General features: G+C 64.5%; 16 protein-coding genes. 9 read left to right on the top strand and 7 right to left on the bottom strand.

Features of this window, described 5'->3' with window-relative positions; all coding sequences use genetic code 11:
- Nucleotides 1-29: 29 nt before the first annotated feature.
- Nucleotides 30-665 (bottom strand): hypothetical protein, encoded by a 636-nt coding sequence (locus ABIA45_RS16385; RefSeq protein ID WP_404652826.1) that lies wholly within the window; start codon nucleotides 663-665, stop codon nucleotides 30-32.
- A 429-nt stretch (nucleotides 666-1,094) separates the two neighbouring features.
- On the opposite strand from ABIA45_RS16385, the gene ABIA45_RS16380 reads away from it, so the two are divergent.
- Complete coding sequence (locus tag ABIA45_RS16380) at nucleotides 1,095-2,078, top strand: Bug family tripartite tricarboxylate transporter substrate binding protein (RefSeq protein WP_404652824.1); 984 nt, start codon at nucleotides 1,095-1,097, stop codon at nucleotides 2,076-2,078.
- Between the two features lie 11 nt (nucleotides 2,079-2,089).
- Here ABIA45_RS16380 and ABIA45_RS16375 read toward each other — a convergent pair whose 3' ends face one another.
- Nucleotides 2,090-2,548: an NUDIX domain-containing protein gene (locus ABIA45_RS16375; protein ID WP_404652823.1), complete on the bottom strand. Its 459-nt coding sequence runs from the start codon at nucleotides 2,546-2,548 to the stop codon at nucleotides 2,090-2,092.
- An 86-nt stretch (nucleotides 2,549-2,634) separates the two neighbouring features.
- Between ABIA45_RS16375 and ABIA45_RS16370 the strand changes: the two genes are divergently transcribed.
- Nucleotides 2,635-3,699: a DUF1236 domain-containing protein gene (locus ABIA45_RS16370; RefSeq protein WP_404652822.1), complete on the top strand. Its 1,065-nt coding sequence runs from the start codon at nucleotides 2,635-2,637 to the stop codon at nucleotides 3,697-3,699.
- A gap of 42 nt (nucleotides 3,700-3,741) precedes the next feature.
- On the opposite strand, the gene ABIA45_RS16365 is transcribed toward ABIA45_RS16370, so the two are convergent.
- Nucleotides 3,742-4,704, bottom strand: a complete 963-nt coding sequence (locus ABIA45_RS16365; RefSeq protein WP_404652821.1) for a lytic transglycosylase domain-containing protein — start codon at nucleotides 4,702-4,704, stop codon at nucleotides 3,742-3,744.
- Nucleotides 4,705-4,882: 178 nt separating this feature from the next.
- Here ABIA45_RS16365 and ABIA45_RS16360 point away from each other — a divergent pair, with 178 nt between their 5' ends.
- Complete coding sequence (locus ABIA45_RS16360; RefSeq protein WP_404652820.1) at nucleotides 4,883-5,920, top strand: L,D-transpeptidase family protein; 1,038 nt, start codon at nucleotides 4,883-4,885, stop codon at nucleotides 5,918-5,920.
- Nucleotides 5,921-6,260: 340 nt separating this feature from the next.
- Here ABIA45_RS16360 and ABIA45_RS16355 read toward each other — a convergent pair whose 3' ends face one another.
- Nucleotides 6,261-7,118, bottom strand: a complete 858-nt coding sequence (locus ABIA45_RS16355) for a VOC family protein (protein WP_271545633.1) — start codon at nucleotides 7,116-7,118, stop codon at nucleotides 6,261-6,263.
- Between the two features lie 146 nt (nucleotides 7,119-7,264).
- The gene (locus ABIA45_RS16350) at nucleotides 7,265-8,455 is read right to left on the bottom strand and encodes a urate hydroxylase PuuD (RefSeq protein ID WP_404655687.1); all 1,191 of its coding nucleotides are present in this window, start codon (nucleotides 8,453-8,455) and stop codon (nucleotides 7,265-7,267) included.
- A 261-nt stretch (nucleotides 8,456-8,716) separates the two neighbouring features.
- Here ABIA45_RS16350 and ABIA45_RS16345 point away from each other — a divergent pair, with 261 nt between their 5' ends.
- The gene (locus ABIA45_RS16345) at nucleotides 8,717-10,018 is read left to right on the top strand and encodes a PQQ-dependent sugar dehydrogenase (RefSeq protein WP_404655685.1); all 1,302 of its coding nucleotides are present in this window, start codon (nucleotides 8,717-8,719) and stop codon (nucleotides 10,016-10,018) included.
- Between the two features lie 44 nt (nucleotides 10,019-10,062).
- Here the strand turns inward: ABIA45_RS16345 and ABIA45_RS16340 are convergent, their stop codons facing one another.
- Complete coding sequence (locus ABIA45_RS16340) at nucleotides 10,063-10,863, bottom strand: SDR family NAD(P)-dependent oxidoreductase (RefSeq protein ID WP_157280918.1); 801 nt, start codon at nucleotides 10,861-10,863, stop codon at nucleotides 10,063-10,065.
- Between the two features lie 243 nt (nucleotides 10,864-11,106).
- Here ABIA45_RS16340 and ABIA45_RS16335 point away from each other — a divergent pair, with 243 nt between their 5' ends.
- Genes ABIA45_RS16335 through cyoD form a run of 4 tightly spaced genes read left to right on the top strand, consistent with a single transcriptional unit; the run spans nucleotide 11,107 to nucleotide 14,954 of the window.
- Nucleotides 11,107-11,940, top strand: a complete 834-nt coding sequence (locus ABIA45_RS16335) for a cytochrome ubiquinol oxidase subunit II (RefSeq protein ID WP_275496754.1) — start codon at nucleotides 11,107-11,109, stop codon at nucleotides 11,938-11,940.
- Nucleotides 11,930-13,930: a cytochrome o ubiquinol oxidase subunit I gene (gene cyoB, locus ABIA45_RS16330; protein WP_275509234.1), complete on the top strand. Its 2,001-nt coding sequence runs from the start codon at nucleotides 11,930-11,932 to the stop codon at nucleotides 13,928-13,930. The genes ABIA45_RS16335 and cyoB overlap by 11 nt, the downstream gene beginning before the upstream one ends.
- Nucleotides 13,930-14,571 carry a cytochrome (ubi)quinol oxidase subunit III gene (locus ABIA45_RS16325; protein ID WP_036026017.1) on the top strand — a complete coding sequence of 214 codons (642 nt, stop codon included), beginning with the start codon at nucleotides 13,930-13,932 and terminating at the stop codon, nucleotides 14,569-14,571. Before cyoB ends, ABIA45_RS16325 begins: the two co-directional genes overlap by 1 nt.
- Complete coding sequence (gene cyoD / locus ABIA45_RS16320) at nucleotides 14,568-14,954, top strand: cytochrome o ubiquinol oxidase subunit IV (protein WP_271545625.1); 387 nt, start codon at nucleotides 14,568-14,570, stop codon at nucleotides 14,952-14,954. Before ABIA45_RS16325 ends, cyoD begins: the two co-directional genes overlap by 4 nt.
- Before the next feature lie 437 nt (nucleotides 14,955-15,391).
- Here the strand turns inward: cyoD and ABIA45_RS16315 are convergent, their stop codons facing one another.
- Nucleotides 15,392-16,180: a thermonuclease family protein gene (locus tag ABIA45_RS16315; RefSeq protein WP_404652818.1), complete on the bottom strand. Its 789-nt coding sequence runs from the start codon at nucleotides 16,178-16,180 to the stop codon at nucleotides 15,392-15,394.
- 201 nt (nucleotides 16,181-16,381) lie between these two features.
- On the opposite strand from ABIA45_RS16315, the gene ABIA45_RS16310 reads away from it, so the two are divergent.
- Nucleotides 16,382-17,980, top strand: coding sequence for a GMC family oxidoreductase (locus tag ABIA45_RS16310; protein ID WP_404652817.1), 1,599 nt, complete (start codon nucleotides 16,382-16,384; stop codon nucleotides 17,978-17,980).
- The last annotated feature ends 1 nt before the right edge of the window (nucleotide 17,981 follow it).

Raw genomic sequence — 17,981 nt, 5'->3', positions numbered from 1 at the left:
CGCGCGCGTGCTGCGGACGTGACCGCCGCTCATGCGCTGGCGCCTTGCCTTGCGTCCGCCCATTCGGCTTCGCCGGCCGCGCCCGACGCAATGCCCGGATCGGCACTGATCAGATGCGCATGCTGCGTGACATTGCCCACGATCGCCCGTCCGCCGTCCTGCACCGACAGGTTTTGCACCGTGATCGCGCGCTCGTCGCTGTTGCGATGACGGTTCAGCGCTTCGACCTGGGCGGCGAAGGTGCGGGAGAGCCGGGTCAACGCGCGGGCGATGCCCTCCTGCTGCGCGAGATCGTCGGTGCAGGCGAGCCGGCATGCACAGCGCATCGCCGCCATGTGCACCGACACCATCTGCGACACCAGCATCGCCTCGACGGAATCCTTGGGCGCGATGCTCCTGATCGTCGAGATCATGAAGGCGAGATTGGCTTCATCCGGCTTCTGCCCGACCACACTGGCCTTGACCAATTGCCTCAATATTCCGTGCATCGCGTCACGGTCGGCGGCGCCGAGCGCCTCGACCAGCAGCTGCTCGCCGGCATGCGGGTCGGGATGGCGGATCGCAATGCGCCGCTTGTAGAGTTTTACGCGCGGGTTCGTTGTGGAGGCGCTGCGATCGGATGCCGCGAGCGGCGAAGTGATGGGACGTGAGAGAGCTGTCGTCATGTGCTGTGTCCTACTGACCGCGCAGGCGCGAACGGCCGTTCGCTGCTGCGCGCGAATGCGAATTTCGAGATGTCGATGAAGGGTTTAGGCGCAACCGGGTCGGCGCGGCTACGGCTTGGCAGGCCGTGACGCTCGCGACTGTTGCGATGATGCCAGTATGCCACTGTTTTGCCCGACGCGCCAGAATTTATTTCGCAAATCCGAAAAGATCTGTCCGCCGCCCGCAAAGTCCTTGTTCTGGCAGGGGCGGTCTACTGTGCATGGGGTTGTTTTCGCACTTTTGTTTTGGAAGCGGCGCGCACGTGCCGTGCCGCGGAATGCCGGCAGCCAAACCCGATTGCGAAATCCGACACGGCCGCTATTCATGACTCAAAGGCGCCGCACCAACAAACATGCACAAGCGGCGCCAAGAGGTCCGGGAGAGAACGAATGCAACGAACCGCCCGCCTGCTGGCAGTCATCGCAGGACTATGCGCCTCGGCGCTGGCGACAGAGGCTCTCGCGCAGAAATATCCGTCGCGGCCGGTCAAGATCATGGTCGGCTTCAGTGCGGGCGGCCCGGTCGACGTCGTCGCGCGCATCATCGGCGATCGCTTGAGCAACAAGCTCGGCCAGCCCTTCGTGGTCGAGAACCGCGCCGGCGCCAACGGCATGATCGCCGCCGAAGCCGTCGCGCGTGCGGACGCGGACGGCTACACCATGCTCGCCTGCAACTCGTCGACGATCACGCTGAACAAGACACTGTTTAGGGATATCCGCTACGACCCCGAGAAGGATTTCGCGCCGCTCACCACCGTGGTGTCCGCGCCGCTCGTCCTCGTCGTCAACCCCGAGAATCCCAAGACGGCGAACGTCAAATCGGTGGCCGATCTCGTCGCTGCGGCGAAGGCCGCGCCCGGCGCGCTCGCCTACGGCTCGGGCGGCAACGGCAATCTCGCCCATCTCGCCATGGAGCTGCTCAGCCAGAAGGCCGGCATCAAGCTGATCCACGTGCCCTATCGCGGCGGCTCGGCCGCCGAGGTCGGTATTCTCGCGCAGGAGGTGCTGGCGGTGTTCGATCCGCTCTCCGCCGTGCCGCTGGTCAAGGCCGGCAAGCTGCGCGCGCTGGCAGTGTCCTCGGCCGAGCGGCTGCCGGCGCTGCCCGACGTGCCGACCGTGGCGGAAGCCGGCTATCCCGGATTCGACATCTCGTTCTGGGTCGGCTTCTTCATGCCCAAGGCAACACCCGCGCCGATCCTGGAAACCCTGCACCGGGAGATCGTCGCCGCCGCCAAGGATCCCTCGGCCGAGGAGAAGCTTGGCGCGCAGGGCGTCGTCAGCGTGCTCAGCCCGGCCGATTACGCCGCGAAAATCGCCAAGGAGACCAAGGAGCTCGCAGAGGTGGTCGCGGCGGCGAACATCAAGGCGGAATAGGGCGCGACGCGCTATCTGCCGATCAGCAGCGTAAGCCGGTCGAGCAGCGGACGCTGTCCTGCATTGATCTTGTCCTGCGCCGCGTCGAGCGTGAACCATTCGGCGCGGTCGACTTCCGGAAAGGCCTGCCGCTTGCCGCTGCGCGGCGGCCATTCCATCTCGAACGTGTTGCTGCGAATGCTGCGCACGTCGAAATCGAGCTCGGCCGCGAAGGCGGTGACGAGTTTGCCCCCGCGCTGCCTGACCTGACCTAGCGGGGTCAGCGGCATGGAAAGCTCCTGTCCCAGCTCCTCGGCGAACTCACGTCGCGCAGCGGTCTCTGCGTCATCTCCGTCCGCGTACTCGCCTTTCGGGATCGACCAGGCGCCGAGATCCTTGTTGCGCCAGAACGGCCCTCCGGGATGGACCAGGAGCACCTCGATGTTCCCACGCTTGCGATAAGCGATGATCCCGGCACTCTTCGATGGCATTGCAGGTTCCGGCACGGGAAAAAGTGGAACTGAGCGTCTTAGCGCAGGTTAGTAGCGCAGTTTCATTTGTTGAAAGGGAGTGAACCATGATCCGCCTGTTGGCAACCACCGCATTGGGGGTGGTGCTGGCGAGCGCCGCGTATGCGCAATCGCCCAGCACGAATCCGCCGTCTCAGCAGACGACGCAGTCCCAGTCGAACTCCACCGCGCCATCCACGACCTCGCCGTCGAGCGCGACCGACACGCAGCAGACCACATCGCAACCGCAGCAATCCCCGCCGTCGGGAACGTCGACCCAGACCACGCAGACCAATCCACCATCGTCCGGCTCCGGCACCGCCAATACGGGCTCGACTGCGCAGTCGCAAAGCGGGACGGCAAATTCCAATGCAGCCGGCAACCAGCCTGCAACGCAGCAGAGCGCCAACCCGCCACCTGCGAACACCAACCAGGCGCAGGACCGGTCCAATCCGCCGCCGGCCAGCAATCAAGCCCAGCAGGCACCGGCCGCATCTGGAACCAACCAGGCCCAGCAGGCACCGACTGCGCCGACGAGCAACCAGGCGGCCGCCCAGACCGACGTCAACCTCAACAAGCAGCAGGAGACCAAGATCAGCGCGTCGATCTCGCACCTCAACGTGCGGCCGCTGACCAACGTCAATTTCTCGCTGAACGTCGGCACGGTGGTGCCGCGCGACGTGCACCTCTCGACGCTGCCGCCCGACGTCGTTGAGATCGTGCCGCAATATCGCGGCTACAGCTTTGCGCTGGTGAAAGATCAGATCGTCGTGGTCGATCCGGCGACCTACAAGATCGTGACGGTGCTGCCGTATTCAGGCCAGTCCACGGCGACAACGACGACCACGCGCGAGCGTAGCGCCAGCAAGTTCTCGGATCGCGATCGCGAGGTGATCCGCAAGCATGCGAAAACCCGTACCGAGGGGCGCAAGGAAGTACGGACCACCGGCAGCACAGCGCGCAGTGAGATCCGCGTCGGTGACCGTCTTCCCGAGAGCGTCGAGGTCGAGGAGTTCCCGACCACGGTCTACCGCGATGCGCCGGGCTTGCGTGAATATCGCTACATCCACCGCGACACCCGGACCTATGTCATCGAGCCGCGCGAGCGGAGGGTGATCGAGGAGATCGACTAGGTCGATGGCGATTGGAGCCGCGCAAGGGAGCGGCTCCGATCGTTAGCCTGATGTCCGTTCGCGCGATGCGAGACGAACGGCGCGCGCCTTCGCGCTCTTTCCGGCCGCGCGTGCCGCGATCATGCTGCGGGCCTTGCCGGGAGCCGTGACATTCTTCCGCAACAGTGTGGCGAGCCGCTTGCGGGCGAGATTCGTCGTCACGCGCGCCGCGAGTTGCTCACCCTTGCGAATGATGTTCGCAACCGAAGGCGTCAGGTTCACCGGAACCCAGGCGACGTCCTTGGCCGTCGAAAGACTGCCGATGCCTTCGCATGGCGCTTCGCGCGGCAGGTCGATGCGGATCGCGAGCGCCTCCGACCGTTCGGTCCAGTCTTCGGCCTTGGTGCCGGTGATGATCCGGACATAGTCACGCGTTTCGCGCGGCAGCTCGCTCTGCCTGGCAAGCCATTTCTGGATGCGGCCGGGACCGGCATTGTAGGCGGCGGCAGCAAGGCCGAGATTGCCGAAATCGTCGCGCAGCTTGCGCAGGAATTTTGCCGACGCCGGCAGCGCCTTCATCGGATCGAAGGGATCGTCGAGCCCGACCTCGGCGGCCGTCCCCGGCATGAACTGCGCGACGCCCTGCGCGCCAGCATGGCTGACCTCGTCGGACTTGAAGCGGCTCTCCTGCCAGATCAGGCGCGCGAAGAACGGCACCGGAATGCCGCTGGACTCTGCGGCCTCGCGCAGCGCGTGACAAAATCGTTCGGTTGGCGAGGGCTCCGCCTGCACGACCGGCTCAACCGCGCGCGGTGGCTCGATCACCTGCTCGTACGCCGCGTGCGCATTGGCAAGCTCGATCGCCTGCACGCTGGCGACGAAGAGCTCGACCACCGGAACAAGTGGCGAGGCATGATTGTTCTTGAGAACAGTGGTGTCGAAACGTGATGCTTGGCGGGATGCCGACGGATCGAGATCGCACATCAGAAGCAGAAACGCGGCGCAAGCCGCGACGACAAATCGCATTTGCTGGGAGAACCTCGAACTGTGGGATGAACGGGCCAGCGATGCGCCGGCAATAGGAAGTTCTTAACCGTCCGATTGCGGCAAAGCTGCGATCTCGTCGGTTCCTTCGGTGTTACTACGGTGTTCCCGAAGCGAAACCATCCGCGGTTTTGCGGGCCGTTTGCGAGTGGGATGCGCGATGACGATGCGATGGATGCTTGGCGCGGTGATTGTGCTGTGGCTCGCCGGCCCGGCGCTCGCAGGCAATCTCGATCCGGCCGCGGTGAACGAGGCTGCGCGTCCTGCGAAGCCGCCGGCCACCGACAAGCTGAATGCAGCCGTGGTGAAGCTTCAGGTGCTGCTCGATCGCGCGCAGTTTTCGCCCGGCGAGATCGACGGCAAGCTCGGCGTGAACGCGCAGAAGGCGCTCAAGGCGTTCGCGGAGCAGAACGGCATCGCATCCGACAAGGTTGTGGCGCCGGAGCTCTGGGACAGGCTGACCGCAGCGAGCGAGGGCCCGATTCTCGTCGACTACAAGATCACCGACGCCGACGTGAAGGGACCGTTCTTAAAGAAGCTGCCGGCCAGGCTCGATGACATGAAGTCGCTGGACGCGCTGAGCTACACCAGCCCGCTCGAAGGACTTGCCGAGAAATTCCATATGAGCGCGGATCTGCTCAAGGCGCTCAATCCGGGCAAGGCGTTCGACAAGGCCGGAGAGACGATCGTGGTTGCCAATGTTCCGGCGCGGCGCGAGCTGCCGCGCATTGCCCGGCTCGAAGTCGATAAGACCAACGGGACCTTGAAAGCGTTCGACGCAAGCGGCGCTCTGCTGGCGTTCTATCCGGCGTCAGTCGGCAGTCCGGATCGCCCGACGCCAACGGGAACGCTGAAGGTCACCGCCAGCCACGAGCTGCCGACCTACCGCTACAATCCCGAGTACAAGTTCAAGAGCGTCAAGTCCAAGAGACCGTTCGACATCAAGCCGGGACCGAACAATCCGGTGGGCGCATATTGGATCGGCCTGTCGGCGCAGGGCTACGGCATCCACGGAACGGCAGAGCCCGACAAGGTCAGCAAGTCGGCGTCGCACGGCTGCGTTCGGCTCACCAATTGGGACGCGCGGGTGCTTGGCGAGAACGTGAAGCGCGGCATGCCCGTCGTCTTCCTCGATGCGCCGACGGAATCTTCATCGAAGCGGCAGGGCACGCCCGCTGCGAAGCGTGCCGCGAACTAGTCCTTGGGAAAATCCTTGCGCATCGCGATCTCCGCGGCGTCGCCGGGCGACAGCACGTTTTGATCGAAGGCGGCCTGCGGCGTCGTCATGATGTCGTAGAGCGAGATGCCCTTGATCGGCTTGCCCGCGGACGCATTCGGCGAGCGTGCCGTTGTAGACGAGATAGGGCGAACCGCGATCCTTCAGCCGCTCGCCCTTCAGCGACGGCCATTTCTTCAACTCGGCCGGCGCGTCATAGGCGATCGGCGATCCCTCTTTGAACATGCGTTTGGCCCCGGTGGCTTGATGGCCGGGAAGTCTACAGCCGCCGGGTAAACGCCCGTTAAAGAATTGGTTCAAATCAGCCGGCAATGAAGGCGAGCAGGGTGCCGTTGGCCTTGGCCGGCGGCACGCAGATCGCAGCTCCGCTCCGCACGGCGGCCGGCCCCAGCGCCTTCTCGGTCGCGGCGAGATCGCCGCTGACCAGCACCAGCGCGGCGCCACCGCGTTCGGAGAGGCCGGTCAGCGACACGCCGGGATAGCGCTTGGCGAGCTGGTCCAGCGTCAGATAGACGAAGTCGGCGCGATCGCCGCCGGAGGGCACGATGACGGCGCCGTCCGCGTCGGTCTTCGCCTCGCGGTCGATCAGGCGGGCGAGATGCGCGGCCTCCTTGGCGGGCTCTGGCGTTGCGATCAGCGTCTGCTTGATCCGCTTGGCCGCATTGGCGTGGGTCATCAGCTCGGGGATCCACACGGTCTCGCGGGTCTTGTGCTGGCAGGCGAAGATGCGCACGCCGCCCGGCGCTTCAGCCGTCGGCCACATGAAGGTGCGGAATTTCGCCGCCGAGATCGTGCCGTCTGGCAGCGTGACGGGGCGTTCGAAATCGGTCGGGCCGATCGGCTCCAGGCCCCGTGCACGGATCTCCTCGGCGCCGGCGGCGCTATCGACTGCAGTGAAAGCGATGCGCTCGATGCCCTCGCCATGGCGCTCGACGAAGGCGCGGGCCGGCGCATTGTGCTCGGTTGCCACGAGCACGCCGAGCAGCTCCATGTAATCGGGGTCGAACATGATGGTGTAATTGCCGGTGCCCATATGCGCGCTGTGGGTGCCGCGCGGCGAGACCGTGAAGCCGAGTTGCCGATAATTCTCGGCAGCCTTGTCGAGATCCTTCACCATGACGACTGCGTGGTCGATACCGATGACGTTCTTGAGGGCCACTGTTGTTATTCCCCGATTGCAAGCTGATTTTGCGCCGCGCCGGCGGCTGCCGGCCATGTCTACGCCGGATGGGCCGTCAAGTCATTTTCAATTCGGCGAGAGATGCGGAATTTCATTCCGCGCGATGCATCCTCGTCCGGCGTGCGTCAGCGCGCCTGTTCGATATAGGCCGCGAGGACGGCGCGCTCCTCGCCGGTCATCTCGGTGATGTTGCCGGGCGGCATAGAATTGGACCAGGCCGCGACCCGTCCGATCAGGCGGATGTTGCGATGGATGTGCTCGGGCGTGTCTAGCACAATGCCCTTCGGCGCGGTGACGATGCCGGCCCAGACCGGCTCGGCCGCGTGACACATGCTGCAGCGGGACATCACGATCTCCTCGACATTGGCGGCCGTGACGGGCGCCGACAATGCGCCCGTCTTCACCTCGCGCGGTCCGGCGGCGGAGAGGAGGAGGATCGCAATCACGCCGGCCGCGGCCACGCCCCACACCCACCAGGGCGATTTGCGCCCGGCATGACGCTCGTTGAAGAAGTGGCGGATCACCGGCCCGAGCGCCAGGACGATCGCGACGATGATCCAGTTGAAGCGCGTGGCGTAGAGCAGGGGATAGTGGTTGCTGATCATCAGCACGACGACGGGAAGCGTCAGGTAATTGTTGTGGACCGAGCGTTCCTTGCTGGCCTTGCCGAGGTTGGGATCAGGCGCCTGTCCGGCGATCAGGCTGGCCACGATCTTCTTCTGGTTCGGGATGATTAGCGTGAAGACGTTGGCCACCATGATGGTGCCGATGATCGCGCCGATCTGGTTGAAGGCGCCGCGTCCGCTCAGCACATGGGTGAAGGCGTAAGTGAGTGCGACCAGGAACAGATAGCCGCCGATGGCGAAAGGCAGTTCGCGCTGGCCGAGCCCGGTGCGGCAGGCGGCCTCATAGAGCAGCCACGCCAGCGCCAGGCTGCAGAAGCTGAACAGTCCAGCCTGGAATGATGTGAGGTCGAGGATCGACTTGTCGACCAGGAACAAGTCGGCCTCGAGATAATACACCACCACCATCAGCGCGAAGCCGGACAGCCAGGTGGTGTAGGCCTCCCATTTGAACCAGGTCAGCTCGTCCGGCATCTGGCTGGGCGCGACCAGGTATTTCATGATCCGGTAGAAGCCGCCGCCATGGACCTGCCAAGCCTCGCCCTGCACGCCGCCCGGCAGGTCGGCCTTCGGCTTCAGGCTGAGGTCGAGGGCGATGAAATAGAAGGAACTGCCGATCCAGGCGATTGCGGCCACCACGTGCAGCCAGCGCAGCAGCAGGCTCGCCCATTCCGATATAACGGATCCCCACATGAACTCCTCATCCGGCGCGACCTGGATGCCGCAGCCTCCATGACCGTAACCGGCGATCGCCGCCCTCACAATGTGTCGCACCGTTCAACCGCATTTTCCAGTATGATGGACTGCGGCTGATGCACATCGTGCGGGCATGAACTGACGTGGGATTCGGCAGGCGCCAAACCCGCCGAGACCTTTTGCGGGTGATCGGCGTTGACGCACGACACGAGCAAGGCGGAGGACGACGAATTGAGCGACAGGATAACGTTCGTGGCGATGCTCGCAGCGCTGCTGGCTGCTGCGGCGGCCGGTGCACACGCCGAGCCCGTGTTGCAGGGCAAGGACGCCTATGGCGATTGGCGCGCCGACAAGCCCGGCACGGTCAGGCTGATCCGGCCGCAGGATCTGGTCAGGCCCGGCGCCACGCGATCGGTTGCGAGCTCGTCGCGCGTGGTGCCGCGTCCGCCGGAAGCCCAGCTCCAGGTGCCTTCCGGCTTCAAGATCGAGCTGTTCGCCGAAGGCCTGCGCGCGCCGCGCATCATCCGCGTGGCGCCGAATGGCGACGTGTTCGTTGCGGAAACACGCGCCGGCACCGTTCGGGTGCTGCGCGCGGGCGAGGGCGGCAAGGTCGCCACCAACGAGATCTTCGCCAGCGGCCTGCGGCAGCCGTTCGGCATCGCTTTCTTTCCGAACGGCGACAATCCGCAATGGGTCTATGTCGCCAACACCGACAGCGTCGTTCGCTTTCCGTACAAGGCCGGCGATGTGAAGGCGCGCGGCAAGGCGGAGACGGTTGTTGCAAGCCTGCCGGATGGGGGCCATTCCACCCGCGATATCGTCTTCACGCCCGACAACACGCGTATGCTGGTGTCGGTGGGTTCGCTCAGCAACGTCGCCGAAGGCATGGGCACGCCGCCCGGCGGGATGGAGGCGTGGGCGAAGACGCAGCCGCTCGGCGCCACATGGGCCAGCGAGCTCGAGCGCGGCGCGGTGCTGGCCTTCAACCCTGACGGCAAGGAGCGAAAGATCCATGCCACCGGTATCCGCAACTGCGTCGGCCTCGCAATCCAGCCGCAGACCGGTCTGCCCTGGTGCTCGACCAATGAGCGCGACGGCCTCGGCGACGACCTCGTGCCCGACTACGTCACGAGCGTGAAGGAAGGCGCGTTCTACGGCTGGCCGTGGTTCTATATCGGTGGCAATGAAGACCCGCGCCATGCCGGCGCGCGGCCGGATCTCAAGGACAAGGTGACGGTGCCCGATGTGCTGATCCAGCCGCACTCGGCCTCACTCGGCATGACCTTCTACCAGGGCGCGCAGTTTCCGCCCGAATACCAGGGCGACGCCTTCGCCGCCCAGCACGGCTCCTGGAACAGGTCGAAACGCACCGGCTACAAGGTGATCCGCATCCGCATGAAGGACGGCAAGCCGACCGGCGAGTACGAGGATTTCGTCACGGGGTTCGTCGTGAACGACACGGAGGTGTGGGGACGTCCGGTGGGCGTAGCGGTCGCGAAGGATGGATCGCTGCTGGTGTCGGAAGATGGCAACGGCACGATCTGGCGGGTGACGCACTGATCTTACCCTCCAGGGGAGGGTAAGAGCAGCATGCTTGCCTCGACCTAGCCCCGTCTCACGCTCGCACCACCATCCACCGGCAGCGTCACTCCGGTGATGAAATTCGCCTCATCGCTCGCCAGGAACAGCGCGGCGTTGGCGACGTCCCAGCCCGTGCCCATCTTTCTGCGCAGCGGCACCTTGCTGTCGCGTTCGGCTTCGACCTCGGCGCGGGTCTTGTGCCATTCGCGGGCGCGGGTGTCGACGGCCATCGGCGTGTTCATCAGGCCGGGCAGGATGACGTTGGCGCGGATGCCGTATTCGGCGTTCTGGTAGGCGAGCTGTTCGGTGAAGGCGATCATCGCCGACTTCGTCGCTTTGTAGGCGACGTAAGGATAGGTGGTGATCGCGGCCATCGACGAGATGTTGATGATGGCGCCGCTTCTCTGCGCGCGCATGATCGGGATCACTTCCTTCGCCGCGAGAATGCAGCTCTTCAGATTGATGGCGACGACGCGATCGAAGGCCTCCTCGGTCAATTGCAGCAGCTCGGCATCGCCACCGGCGAGGCTGACGCCGACATTGTTGTGCAGCACGTCGATACGTTCCCAGCGCGATTGCGCGTCCGCAACCATCGCCTTGATGTCCGCAGCCTTGGTCACGTCCGCCTTGAAGGCCGCCGCCGTGCCACCTTTCGCGGTGATCATCGTGACCGTCTCCTGCGCCGATTCCAGATGGTGGTCGACACACAAGACCTTGGCGCCCTCGCGCGCGAAGGTAAGCGCGGTCGCGCGGCCGTTGCCCATGCCTTCGCCGGGGCTTTGCCCGGCCCCGACGACGATCGCGACCTTGTCCTTCAAGCGCATCTCGGTTCACTCCCATCCTTGTCATTATTTTCGTGCAGACTAGCAATCGCGCTCCTGGGAGAGAAGAGCGCGCTTTCCGCGTTCATGTCATTGACATCACACGGAATTGCATGTGGCGGCCGGTCCATCGCGCATGGCTGGCCGTTGCGCTCCAGGAACCGTTCCGGCCTCGCTGCGTTTGTCGCGGAGCCTTTCCCGCGCTAGGCTCAGTCCCGGGGCTTCCCAACCACCAGTGGCTTGCCGATGAATCTGCTCGATCCGCAAGGGCCCGTGGCTGCTGGCAACAGCACCATCCTGGTCGATTCCGTCTTCATCATGCTGGTGATCGTGGTGCCGACCATTGTCGCGATTCTAGCTTTTGCGTTCTGGTTTCGCGCCTCGAATCCGAGGGCGCGCTACCAGCCGGAGTTCGTCTATTCCGGCCGTGTCGAGATGGTGGTGTGGTCGATTCCGGCGCTCACCGTGATCCTGCTCGGCGGCGTCGCCTGGATCGGCTCGCACCAGCTCGATCCCGCCGCGCCCGTGCCGGGCACCGGCAGCCCGGTGCGGATCCAGGCGGTCTCGCTCGACTGGAAATGGCTGTTCATCTATCCGGACCAGCGCATCGCCACCGTCAACACGCTGACGGTGCCGGCCGGCGCCGAGCTGAATTTCCAGCTGACGTCATCGAGCGTGATGAACACGTTCTTCATCCCGCAGCTCGGCAGCATGATCTACACCATGAACGGCATGGTGACGAAGCTGAACCTGCGCGCCGACAACGAAGGCAAGCTTCAGGGCCTGTCCGCGCATTTCTCCGGCGACGGTTTCCCGGACATGATGTTCGACGTCAACGTGATCTCGCCGCTCGCCTTCCCGGACTGGGTGGCGAATACGGCGAAGACGGACGCGGTGCTGAACGAGGACAGCTACAAGAAGCTAATGCAGCAGGGCATTGAGAAGGGCAGGCCGGTCTACCGCCTCGACGATCCGCGCCTGTTCGATTTGATCGCGACCCAGCACATTCCGCCGGGACCCGGGCCGGCCCTCGCGTCCGAAGCAGGCCGGTCGCACAGTGGAGGCCATGATGCTCGGTAAGCTCGATTGGTCGGCCATCCCGCTGGACCAGCCGATTCCGCTCGTCGCCGGCGCGATGGTGCTTGTCGCGATCCTCGGCGTGCTGGGCTGGGTCGTGGTGAAGGGACATCTGCCCTATCTCTGGCACGAATGGATCACCAGCGTCGACCACAAGCGCATCGGCGTCATGTACATCCTGCTCGCTTCAGTGATGCTGCTGCGCGGCGGCAGCGACGCCATCATGATGCGGATCCAGCAGGCTGTGGCGTATCAGTCGCAGGGATATCTGCCGCCGGAACACTACAACCAGATCTTCTCCGCGCACGGCACGATCATGATCTTCTTCGTGGCGATGCCGTTCGTGATCGGGCTGATGAACCTCATCGTACCGCTCCAGCTCGGCGTGCGCGACGTCGCCTTCCCGACGCTCAATTCGGTCGGCTTCTGGCTGACGGCGACGGGTGCGCTCTTGGTCAATATCTCACTCGTGGTCGGCGAATTCGCGCGCACCGGCTGGCTCGCCTTTCCGCCGCTGTCGGAACTGTCCTATTCGCCCGGCGTCGGCGTCGACTATTACGCCTGGTCGCTGCAGATTTCCGGCGTCGGCACGCTGGTGGCCGGCATCAACCTCGTCACCACCGTGCTGAAGCTGCGCACCAAGGGCATGAATTACCTGCGCATGCCGATGTTCTGCTGGACCACGCTGGCCTCGAACCTCCTCATCGTCGCGGCGTTCCCGATCCTTACCGCGACGCTGGCGATGCTGCTGCTCGACCGCTATCTCGGCTTCCACTTCTTCACCAACGAGGCCGGCGGCAACGTCATGATGTTCATGAACCTGATCTGGGCCTGGGGTCATCCCGAGGTCTACATCCTGGTGCTGCCCGCCTTCGGCATCTTCTCTGAGGTGGTCTCGACCTTCTCCGGCAAGGCGCTGTTCGGCTATCGCTCCATGGTGCTCGCGACCATGGCGATCTGTGTCGTCTCCTTCATGGTCTGGCTGCACCACTTCTTCACGATGGGCGCAGGTCCCAACGTCAATGCCATCTTCGGCATCGCCAGCATGATCATTGCGATACCGACCGGCGTGAAGATTTACAATTGGCTGTTCACGATGTATGGCGGCCGCATCCGTTTTGCGACCCCGATGTTGTGGTCGGTCGGCTTCATGGTGACGTTCCTCATCGGCGGACTGACCGGCGTGCTGCTCGCGGTGCCGCCGGCCGACTTCATGCTCCACAACAGCATGTTCCTGGTGGCGCACTTCCACAACGTGATCATCGGCGGCGTGCTGTTCGGCGTTTTTGCCGGCTTCGAGTACTGGTTCCCGAAGGCGTTCGGCTTCCGTCTCGACGAACGCTGGGGCAAGGCCGCGTTCTGGTTCACCTTCATCGGTTTCTTCATAACATTCATGCCGCTCTACATTGCCGGCATGCTCGGCATGACCCGGCGCATGCAGCACTACGACGTGGCGGCCTGGCGGCCCTGGATGATCGTTGCGGCGGTCGGCGTGGCGGTGCTGACGATCGGGGTGATCTGCCAGATCGTGCAGCTCGTCGTCAGCATCCGCAATCGCGAGGCGTTGCGCGACCGCACCGGCGATCCCTGGGACGGGCGCTCGCTGGAATGGGCAACCTCGTCGCCGCCGCCGGCGTTCAACTTCGCCTTCAACCCCGATGTGCGCGGCGAGGACGCCTATTGGGATATGAAGGCGCGCGCGAAGCAGCAATCGCTCGCGCATGAGACGCCGGATTATCAGGATATCGAGATGCCCCGGAATTCCCCGACCGGATTCGTCTGTGCCTTCTTCGCCACCATCATGGGATTCGCGCTAATCTGGCACATCTGGTGGATGGTGATCCTGGGCGGCTTGGGCGCTTGGGCGACCTTCGTCGTGTTCGCCTGGCGCGACCATGACGAATACGTCATTCCGGCCGAGGAGGTCGCCCGCATCGACCGCAGCAACATCCAGGAACGGCGCAATCTCGTCAGCATGGCGGGAGCAGTCTGATGGCGATGACCGCGACCGCAGGCCACGCGCACGCCGATCCCCATCATATCGGCCTCGTCATCGAGCATCCTGGCCCCGCTCCGAAGCGGATCGTGACCGCCTACGGCTTCTGGATCTTCCTGCTCTCTGACATCGTGATGTTCTCCTGCTTCTTTGCTGCCTATGCGGTGCTGTCAGGCCAGACCGCCGGCGGCCCCAAGGGCGCGGAGATCTTCGAGCAGAGGAACGTGGCGATCGAGACGGTCTGCCTGCTGCTGTCGAGCTTCACCTGCGGCATGGCCAGCATCGCCGCCGACGTGCGCAACCGGTTCTGGTTTTATCTTAGCATGACCGTGACCTGCGTGCTCGGGCTGATATTCCTCGTGCTGGAGTTTCGCGAATTTGCCGACCTCATCGCGCGTGGCTATGGCCCGTCACGAAGTGCGTTCCTGACCGCGTTCTTCTCGCTGGTCGGCTGCCATGGTCTGCACGTCTCGGCCGGCGTGCTGTGGCTGCTCACCATGATGGCCCAGGTGTTCGCAAAGGGCTTTCGCGCCGACATCTTGCGCCGGATGACGTGCTTTGCGCTGTTCTGGCACGCGCTCGACATCGTCTGGGTCGCAGTGTTCTCCGTCGTTTACCTGCTCGGGAGCGCGCCATGAGTGAGCAGACGCTTGGGATGGTCAAACGCGACCTCGCGCCGGGCGAGGAAGAAGAGCATAGCGTCGGCGCAAGGATCCTCGGTTACGTCGTCGGGCTCGTGCTCGCGCTGCTGCTCACGGCGACGTCGTTCTTCATCGCCGGCACGGACCTGGTCTGGCAGCCCTCGATTCCCGTCGCGCTGATCGTGCTCGCGATCGCACAGATGGGCGTGCATCTGGTGTTCTTCCTGCACATCACCACCGGCCCCGACAACACCAACAACGTGCTGGCGCTCGCCTTCGGGCTGCTGGTGGTGTTCCTGGTGGTCGGCGGCACGGTCTGGATCATGGCAAATCTCAACGCCAACATGCCGCCGATGGACCAGATCATGCGGATGCAGTGATGGCGCTCTTTCGTGCAATGAGATTGGAATCGGTCGCTGTTCGGGTTCACCTCTCCCCAGCGGGGAGAGGTCGGATTGCGAAGCAATCCGGGTGAGGGGCCGCAATACGCGGTGGGACCGTAACCCCTCACCCGGATCGCATCTGTCGATGCGATCCGACCTCTCCCTTCGGGAGAGGTGAACCCCGGAGCTCGCATCGATTCAAAGGGTCGCCTTGCTTTAGCGACGCACAAAAAGAAAGAGCCGCTTGTGACAAGCGGCCCAAGTCTAGGGAGGAAACGCCCAAGCAAAGACAATCGGCCGAAGCCGGATTGCTGCCAAGGAACGCTCGCGCAAGGCGCTTGCGTAGGCTTACAAATGCAGCAACCGCCGATGAAGTTCAATTCCGGATCAATACGGCCTCGGATTACCACTCACGGGTGCGTGAGGGAGCTTGCTCACCTTGGCCGGCGGCAATTGTAGGCCTTGCGGAAGCCGGCCGCCTGGGCGTCCTCCTCCGAGCAGAACCAGCGATCCGGTGTCGTGGTCGCGGGATAGCTCGGGCATCCCCGCAGATGGTAGATGCCGATATTGCCGGTGACGCGGGCGCGCACCGCGAGCTTGCCCTTGATGCTGCAGTTGGGGGGCATCGTCAGCTCCTCCGGAAACAGCACGGCGCGGATTTCCTTGTCGCGGTCCGGGCGGCAGGCGGTGCCCAGCAGCGCGCCGTCCTTCTTGCCGCTGCGGAAATCTTGCGGTGCAACAAAACAGCCCTTCCAGATCCCCGCCGCCGTCGTCTTGGCCTCGGTGGCTGCCGGCTTGACGTTGGCCTTCATCGGCTCGCGTGCGAGGGCAAAGCCGAGCTTGATCAGCTGCTCGTTCAAGCTGGCCTTGTCGCCTTCGGCCGTGCAGATGGCGCGGTGCCGCTTGCCAAAGCTCTTCTCGGGTCCGACATCGTCGCAGCGCACCGTTCGTTTGTTGATGAGCTTCGTGAGCTGGTCGCGGGCCTCGATGCCGCAGGTCCAGGCATCGGCTTTATTGTCGATGCAGACCTGGTCGAGCTCCGGCGCGTCGACGCCGTCGAGCCGGTAGGTGACGTCGCCGAGCTGGACCGAGTTGCCGTCACGGGCCGTCGCGGCGCCGGTGAGCGCGGAAACTGGTCCGGACGAGGCCAGAAATCCGGACCAGGCGAGAAACGAAACGAGCGCAAAAGCGCGGGCGGCGGCAAAGAATTTCTGGAAGGACATACGGTCTCGCTATCGATGGCTCGTGCGCCCCGTTCCTAGCATCCGGATGGGGCGAGACCAATGGTCTGCGCCTCGCGAAGTGCAACATTCCGGCCCCGCGGCTTTACTCCGCCGTCGCTCTGCCCGTATCGTTTGCCGGCCTTGCGAGGCGCGAAAGGCCGAATCGCCCGGTAAGCGGCGAGGGGGGAGGACAAGGTTGCGATGAAAGACCCTGTGGATGTCCTGATCATCGGCGCCGGCGCTTCGGGCGCGGCGGTGGCGTGGTCGCTGGCCGAGACCAAGATGCACATCCTCTGCCTGGAGCAAGGCGGCTGGATGAACCCGGCGGAATATCCCAGCACGGGCCGCGACTGGGAGGCTAAGTTCTACGGCGAATGGTCGTCGAGCCCGAACGTGCGCGCCCGGCCCGAGGACTACCCGATCAACGACGACAACTCTCCGATCAAGGTCGTGAACTACAACGCGGTCGGCGGCTCGACGGTGATGTACACCGCGCACTGGCCGCGGCTGCATCCCTCCGATTTCAAGGTGAAGACGCTCGACGGCGTCGCCGACGACTGGCCGATCGACTACGAGGCATTGACTCCGTTCTTCGAAGAGAACGACCGCATGATGGGCACGTCGGGGCTGTCAGGCGATCCGCTGTCGCCGCTGACGCATCCGCCGATGCCGCAGCAGCCGATGGGCCTGTCCGGCGCCATCATCGGCAAGGCCATGAACAAGCTCGGCTGGCACTGGTGGCCGTCGGACACCACGGTCGCGACGATGGACTACGAGGGCCGGGCGCGCTGCATCAATCTCGGCCATTGCACGCCGGCCTGCGCGCAAGGCGCAAAATCCTCCACCGACATCACCTATTGGCCGCATGCGATCCGCGCCGGCGTCGAGCTGCGCACGCATTGCCGGGTGCGCGAGATCACCACCGACGAGAACGGCATGGCCTCGGGCGTGGTCTATTACGACAAGGACGGCATCGAGCAGTTTCAGCCCGCGCATGTCGTCGTCATCGCCTGCAACGGCGTCGGCACGCCGCGGCTGCTGCTCAACTCGGCATCGGGCCGCTTCCCCAACGGTCTCGCCAATTCGTCGGGCCTCGTCGGCAAGAACCTGATGTTCCATCCCTATGCGCAGATCTACGGCTATGTGAAGGAGCCGACCGACTCCAACCGCGCGCCGCCGACCTGCCTGTGGAGCAAGCAATGGTACGACACCGACCTGTCGCGCGGTTTCGTGCGCGGCTATGGCGTTCAGTTCGTGCGCGGGGCCGGGCCGGTGTTCGAAGCGGTCGTGAGCGAGCAGAAGGGCATCTTGCCGTGGGGCGAGGATCACCACCGCGTGTTCCGCAGGCTCAACGGCCATCGCTTAGGTTTCTCCGCGATTTGCGAGGACCTGCCCGAGGAGCACAATCGCGTCACGCTCGATCCGGTGCTGAAGGACAGCCACGGCATTCCCGCGCCGAAGGTCGACTACACCATCAGCGAGAACAGCCGAAAGATGATGGAGCACGCGCTGGCGCGCGGCCGCGAGTTTCTCGAGACGGCCGGCGCGACCGACATCTGCGTCAACTCGCCGATCCCCTGGGGCGGCTGGCACCTGCTCGGCACCGCGCGCATGGGCACCGACCCCGAGCGCTCCGTCGTCAACGAATGGGGCCGCTCGCACGACGTGAAGAACCTCTTCATCGTCGACGGCAGCATCTTCGTCACCTCGGGCGGCGTGAACCCGACTTCCACCATCCAGGCCCTCGCGCTCTACATTGCCGACCAGATGAAGCAGCGCCTCGCCAATTTGTTCGATTGAG

Origin of the sequence: Bradyrhizobium sp. USDA 336 (genome assembly GCF_044908355.1) — a bacterium.
In the GTDB taxonomy this organism is placed as follows: Bacteria; Pseudomonadota; Alphaproteobacteria; order Rhizobiales; family Xanthobacteraceae; genus Bradyrhizobium; species Bradyrhizobium yuanmingense.
This window is presented reverse-complemented; position numbering and strand designations above follow the sequence as displayed.

Coding starts and splice junctions, on each gene's coding strand:
- ABIA45_RS16385 (WP_404652826.1), bottom strand. CDS start 665: ATGACGACAGCTCTCTCACGTCCCATCACTTCGCCGCTCGCGGCATCC.
- ABIA45_RS16380 (WP_404652824.1), top strand. CDS start 1,095: ATGCAACGAACCGCCCGCCTGCTGGCAGTCATCGCAGGACTATGCGCC.
- ABIA45_RS16375 (WP_404652823.1), bottom strand. CDS start 2,548: ATGCCATCGAAGAGTGCCGGGATCATCGCTTATCGCAAGCGTGGGAAC.
- ABIA45_RS16370 (WP_404652822.1), top strand. CDS start 2,635: ATGATCCGCCTGTTGGCAACCACCGCATTGGGGGTGGTGCTGGCGAGC.
- ABIA45_RS16365 (WP_404652821.1), bottom strand. CDS start 4,704: ATGCGATTTGTCGTCGCGGCTTGCGCCGCGTTTCTGCTTCTGATGTGC.
- ABIA45_RS16360 (WP_404652820.1), top strand. CDS start 4,883: ATGACGATGCGATGGATGCTTGGCGCGGTGATTGTGCTGTGGCTCGCC.
- ABIA45_RS16350 (WP_404655687.1), bottom strand. CDS start 8,455: ATGTGGGGATCCGTTATATCGGAATGGGCGAGCCTGCTGCTGCGCTGG.
- ABIA45_RS16345 (WP_404655685.1), top strand. CDS start 8,717: ATGCTCGCAGCGCTGCTGGCTGCTGCGGCGGCCGGTGCACACGCCGAG.
- ABIA45_RS16340 (WP_157280918.1), bottom strand. CDS start 10,863: ATGCGCTTGAAGGACAAGGTCGCGATCGTCGTCGGGGCCGGGCAAAGC.
- ABIA45_RS16335 (WP_275496754.1), top strand. CDS start 11,107: ATGAATCTGCTCGATCCGCAAGGGCCCGTGGCTGCTGGCAACAGCACC.
- cyoB (WP_275509234.1), top strand. CDS start 11,930: ATGCTCGGTAAGCTCGATTGGTCGGCCATCCCGCTGGACCAGCCGATT.
- ABIA45_RS16325 (WP_036026017.1), top strand. CDS start 13,930: ATGGCGATGACCGCGACCGCAGGCCACGCGCACGCCGATCCCCATCAT.
- cyoD (WP_271545625.1), top strand. CDS start 14,568: ATGAGTGAGCAGACGCTTGGGATGGTCAAACGCGACCTCGCGCCGGGC.
- ABIA45_RS16315 (WP_404652818.1), bottom strand. CDS start 16,180: ATGTCCTTCCAGAAATTCTTTGCCGCCGCCCGCGCTTTTGCGCTCGTT.
- ABIA45_RS16310 (WP_404652817.1), top strand. CDS start 16,382: ATGAAAGACCCTGTGGATGTCCTGATCATCGGCGCCGGCGCTTCGGGC.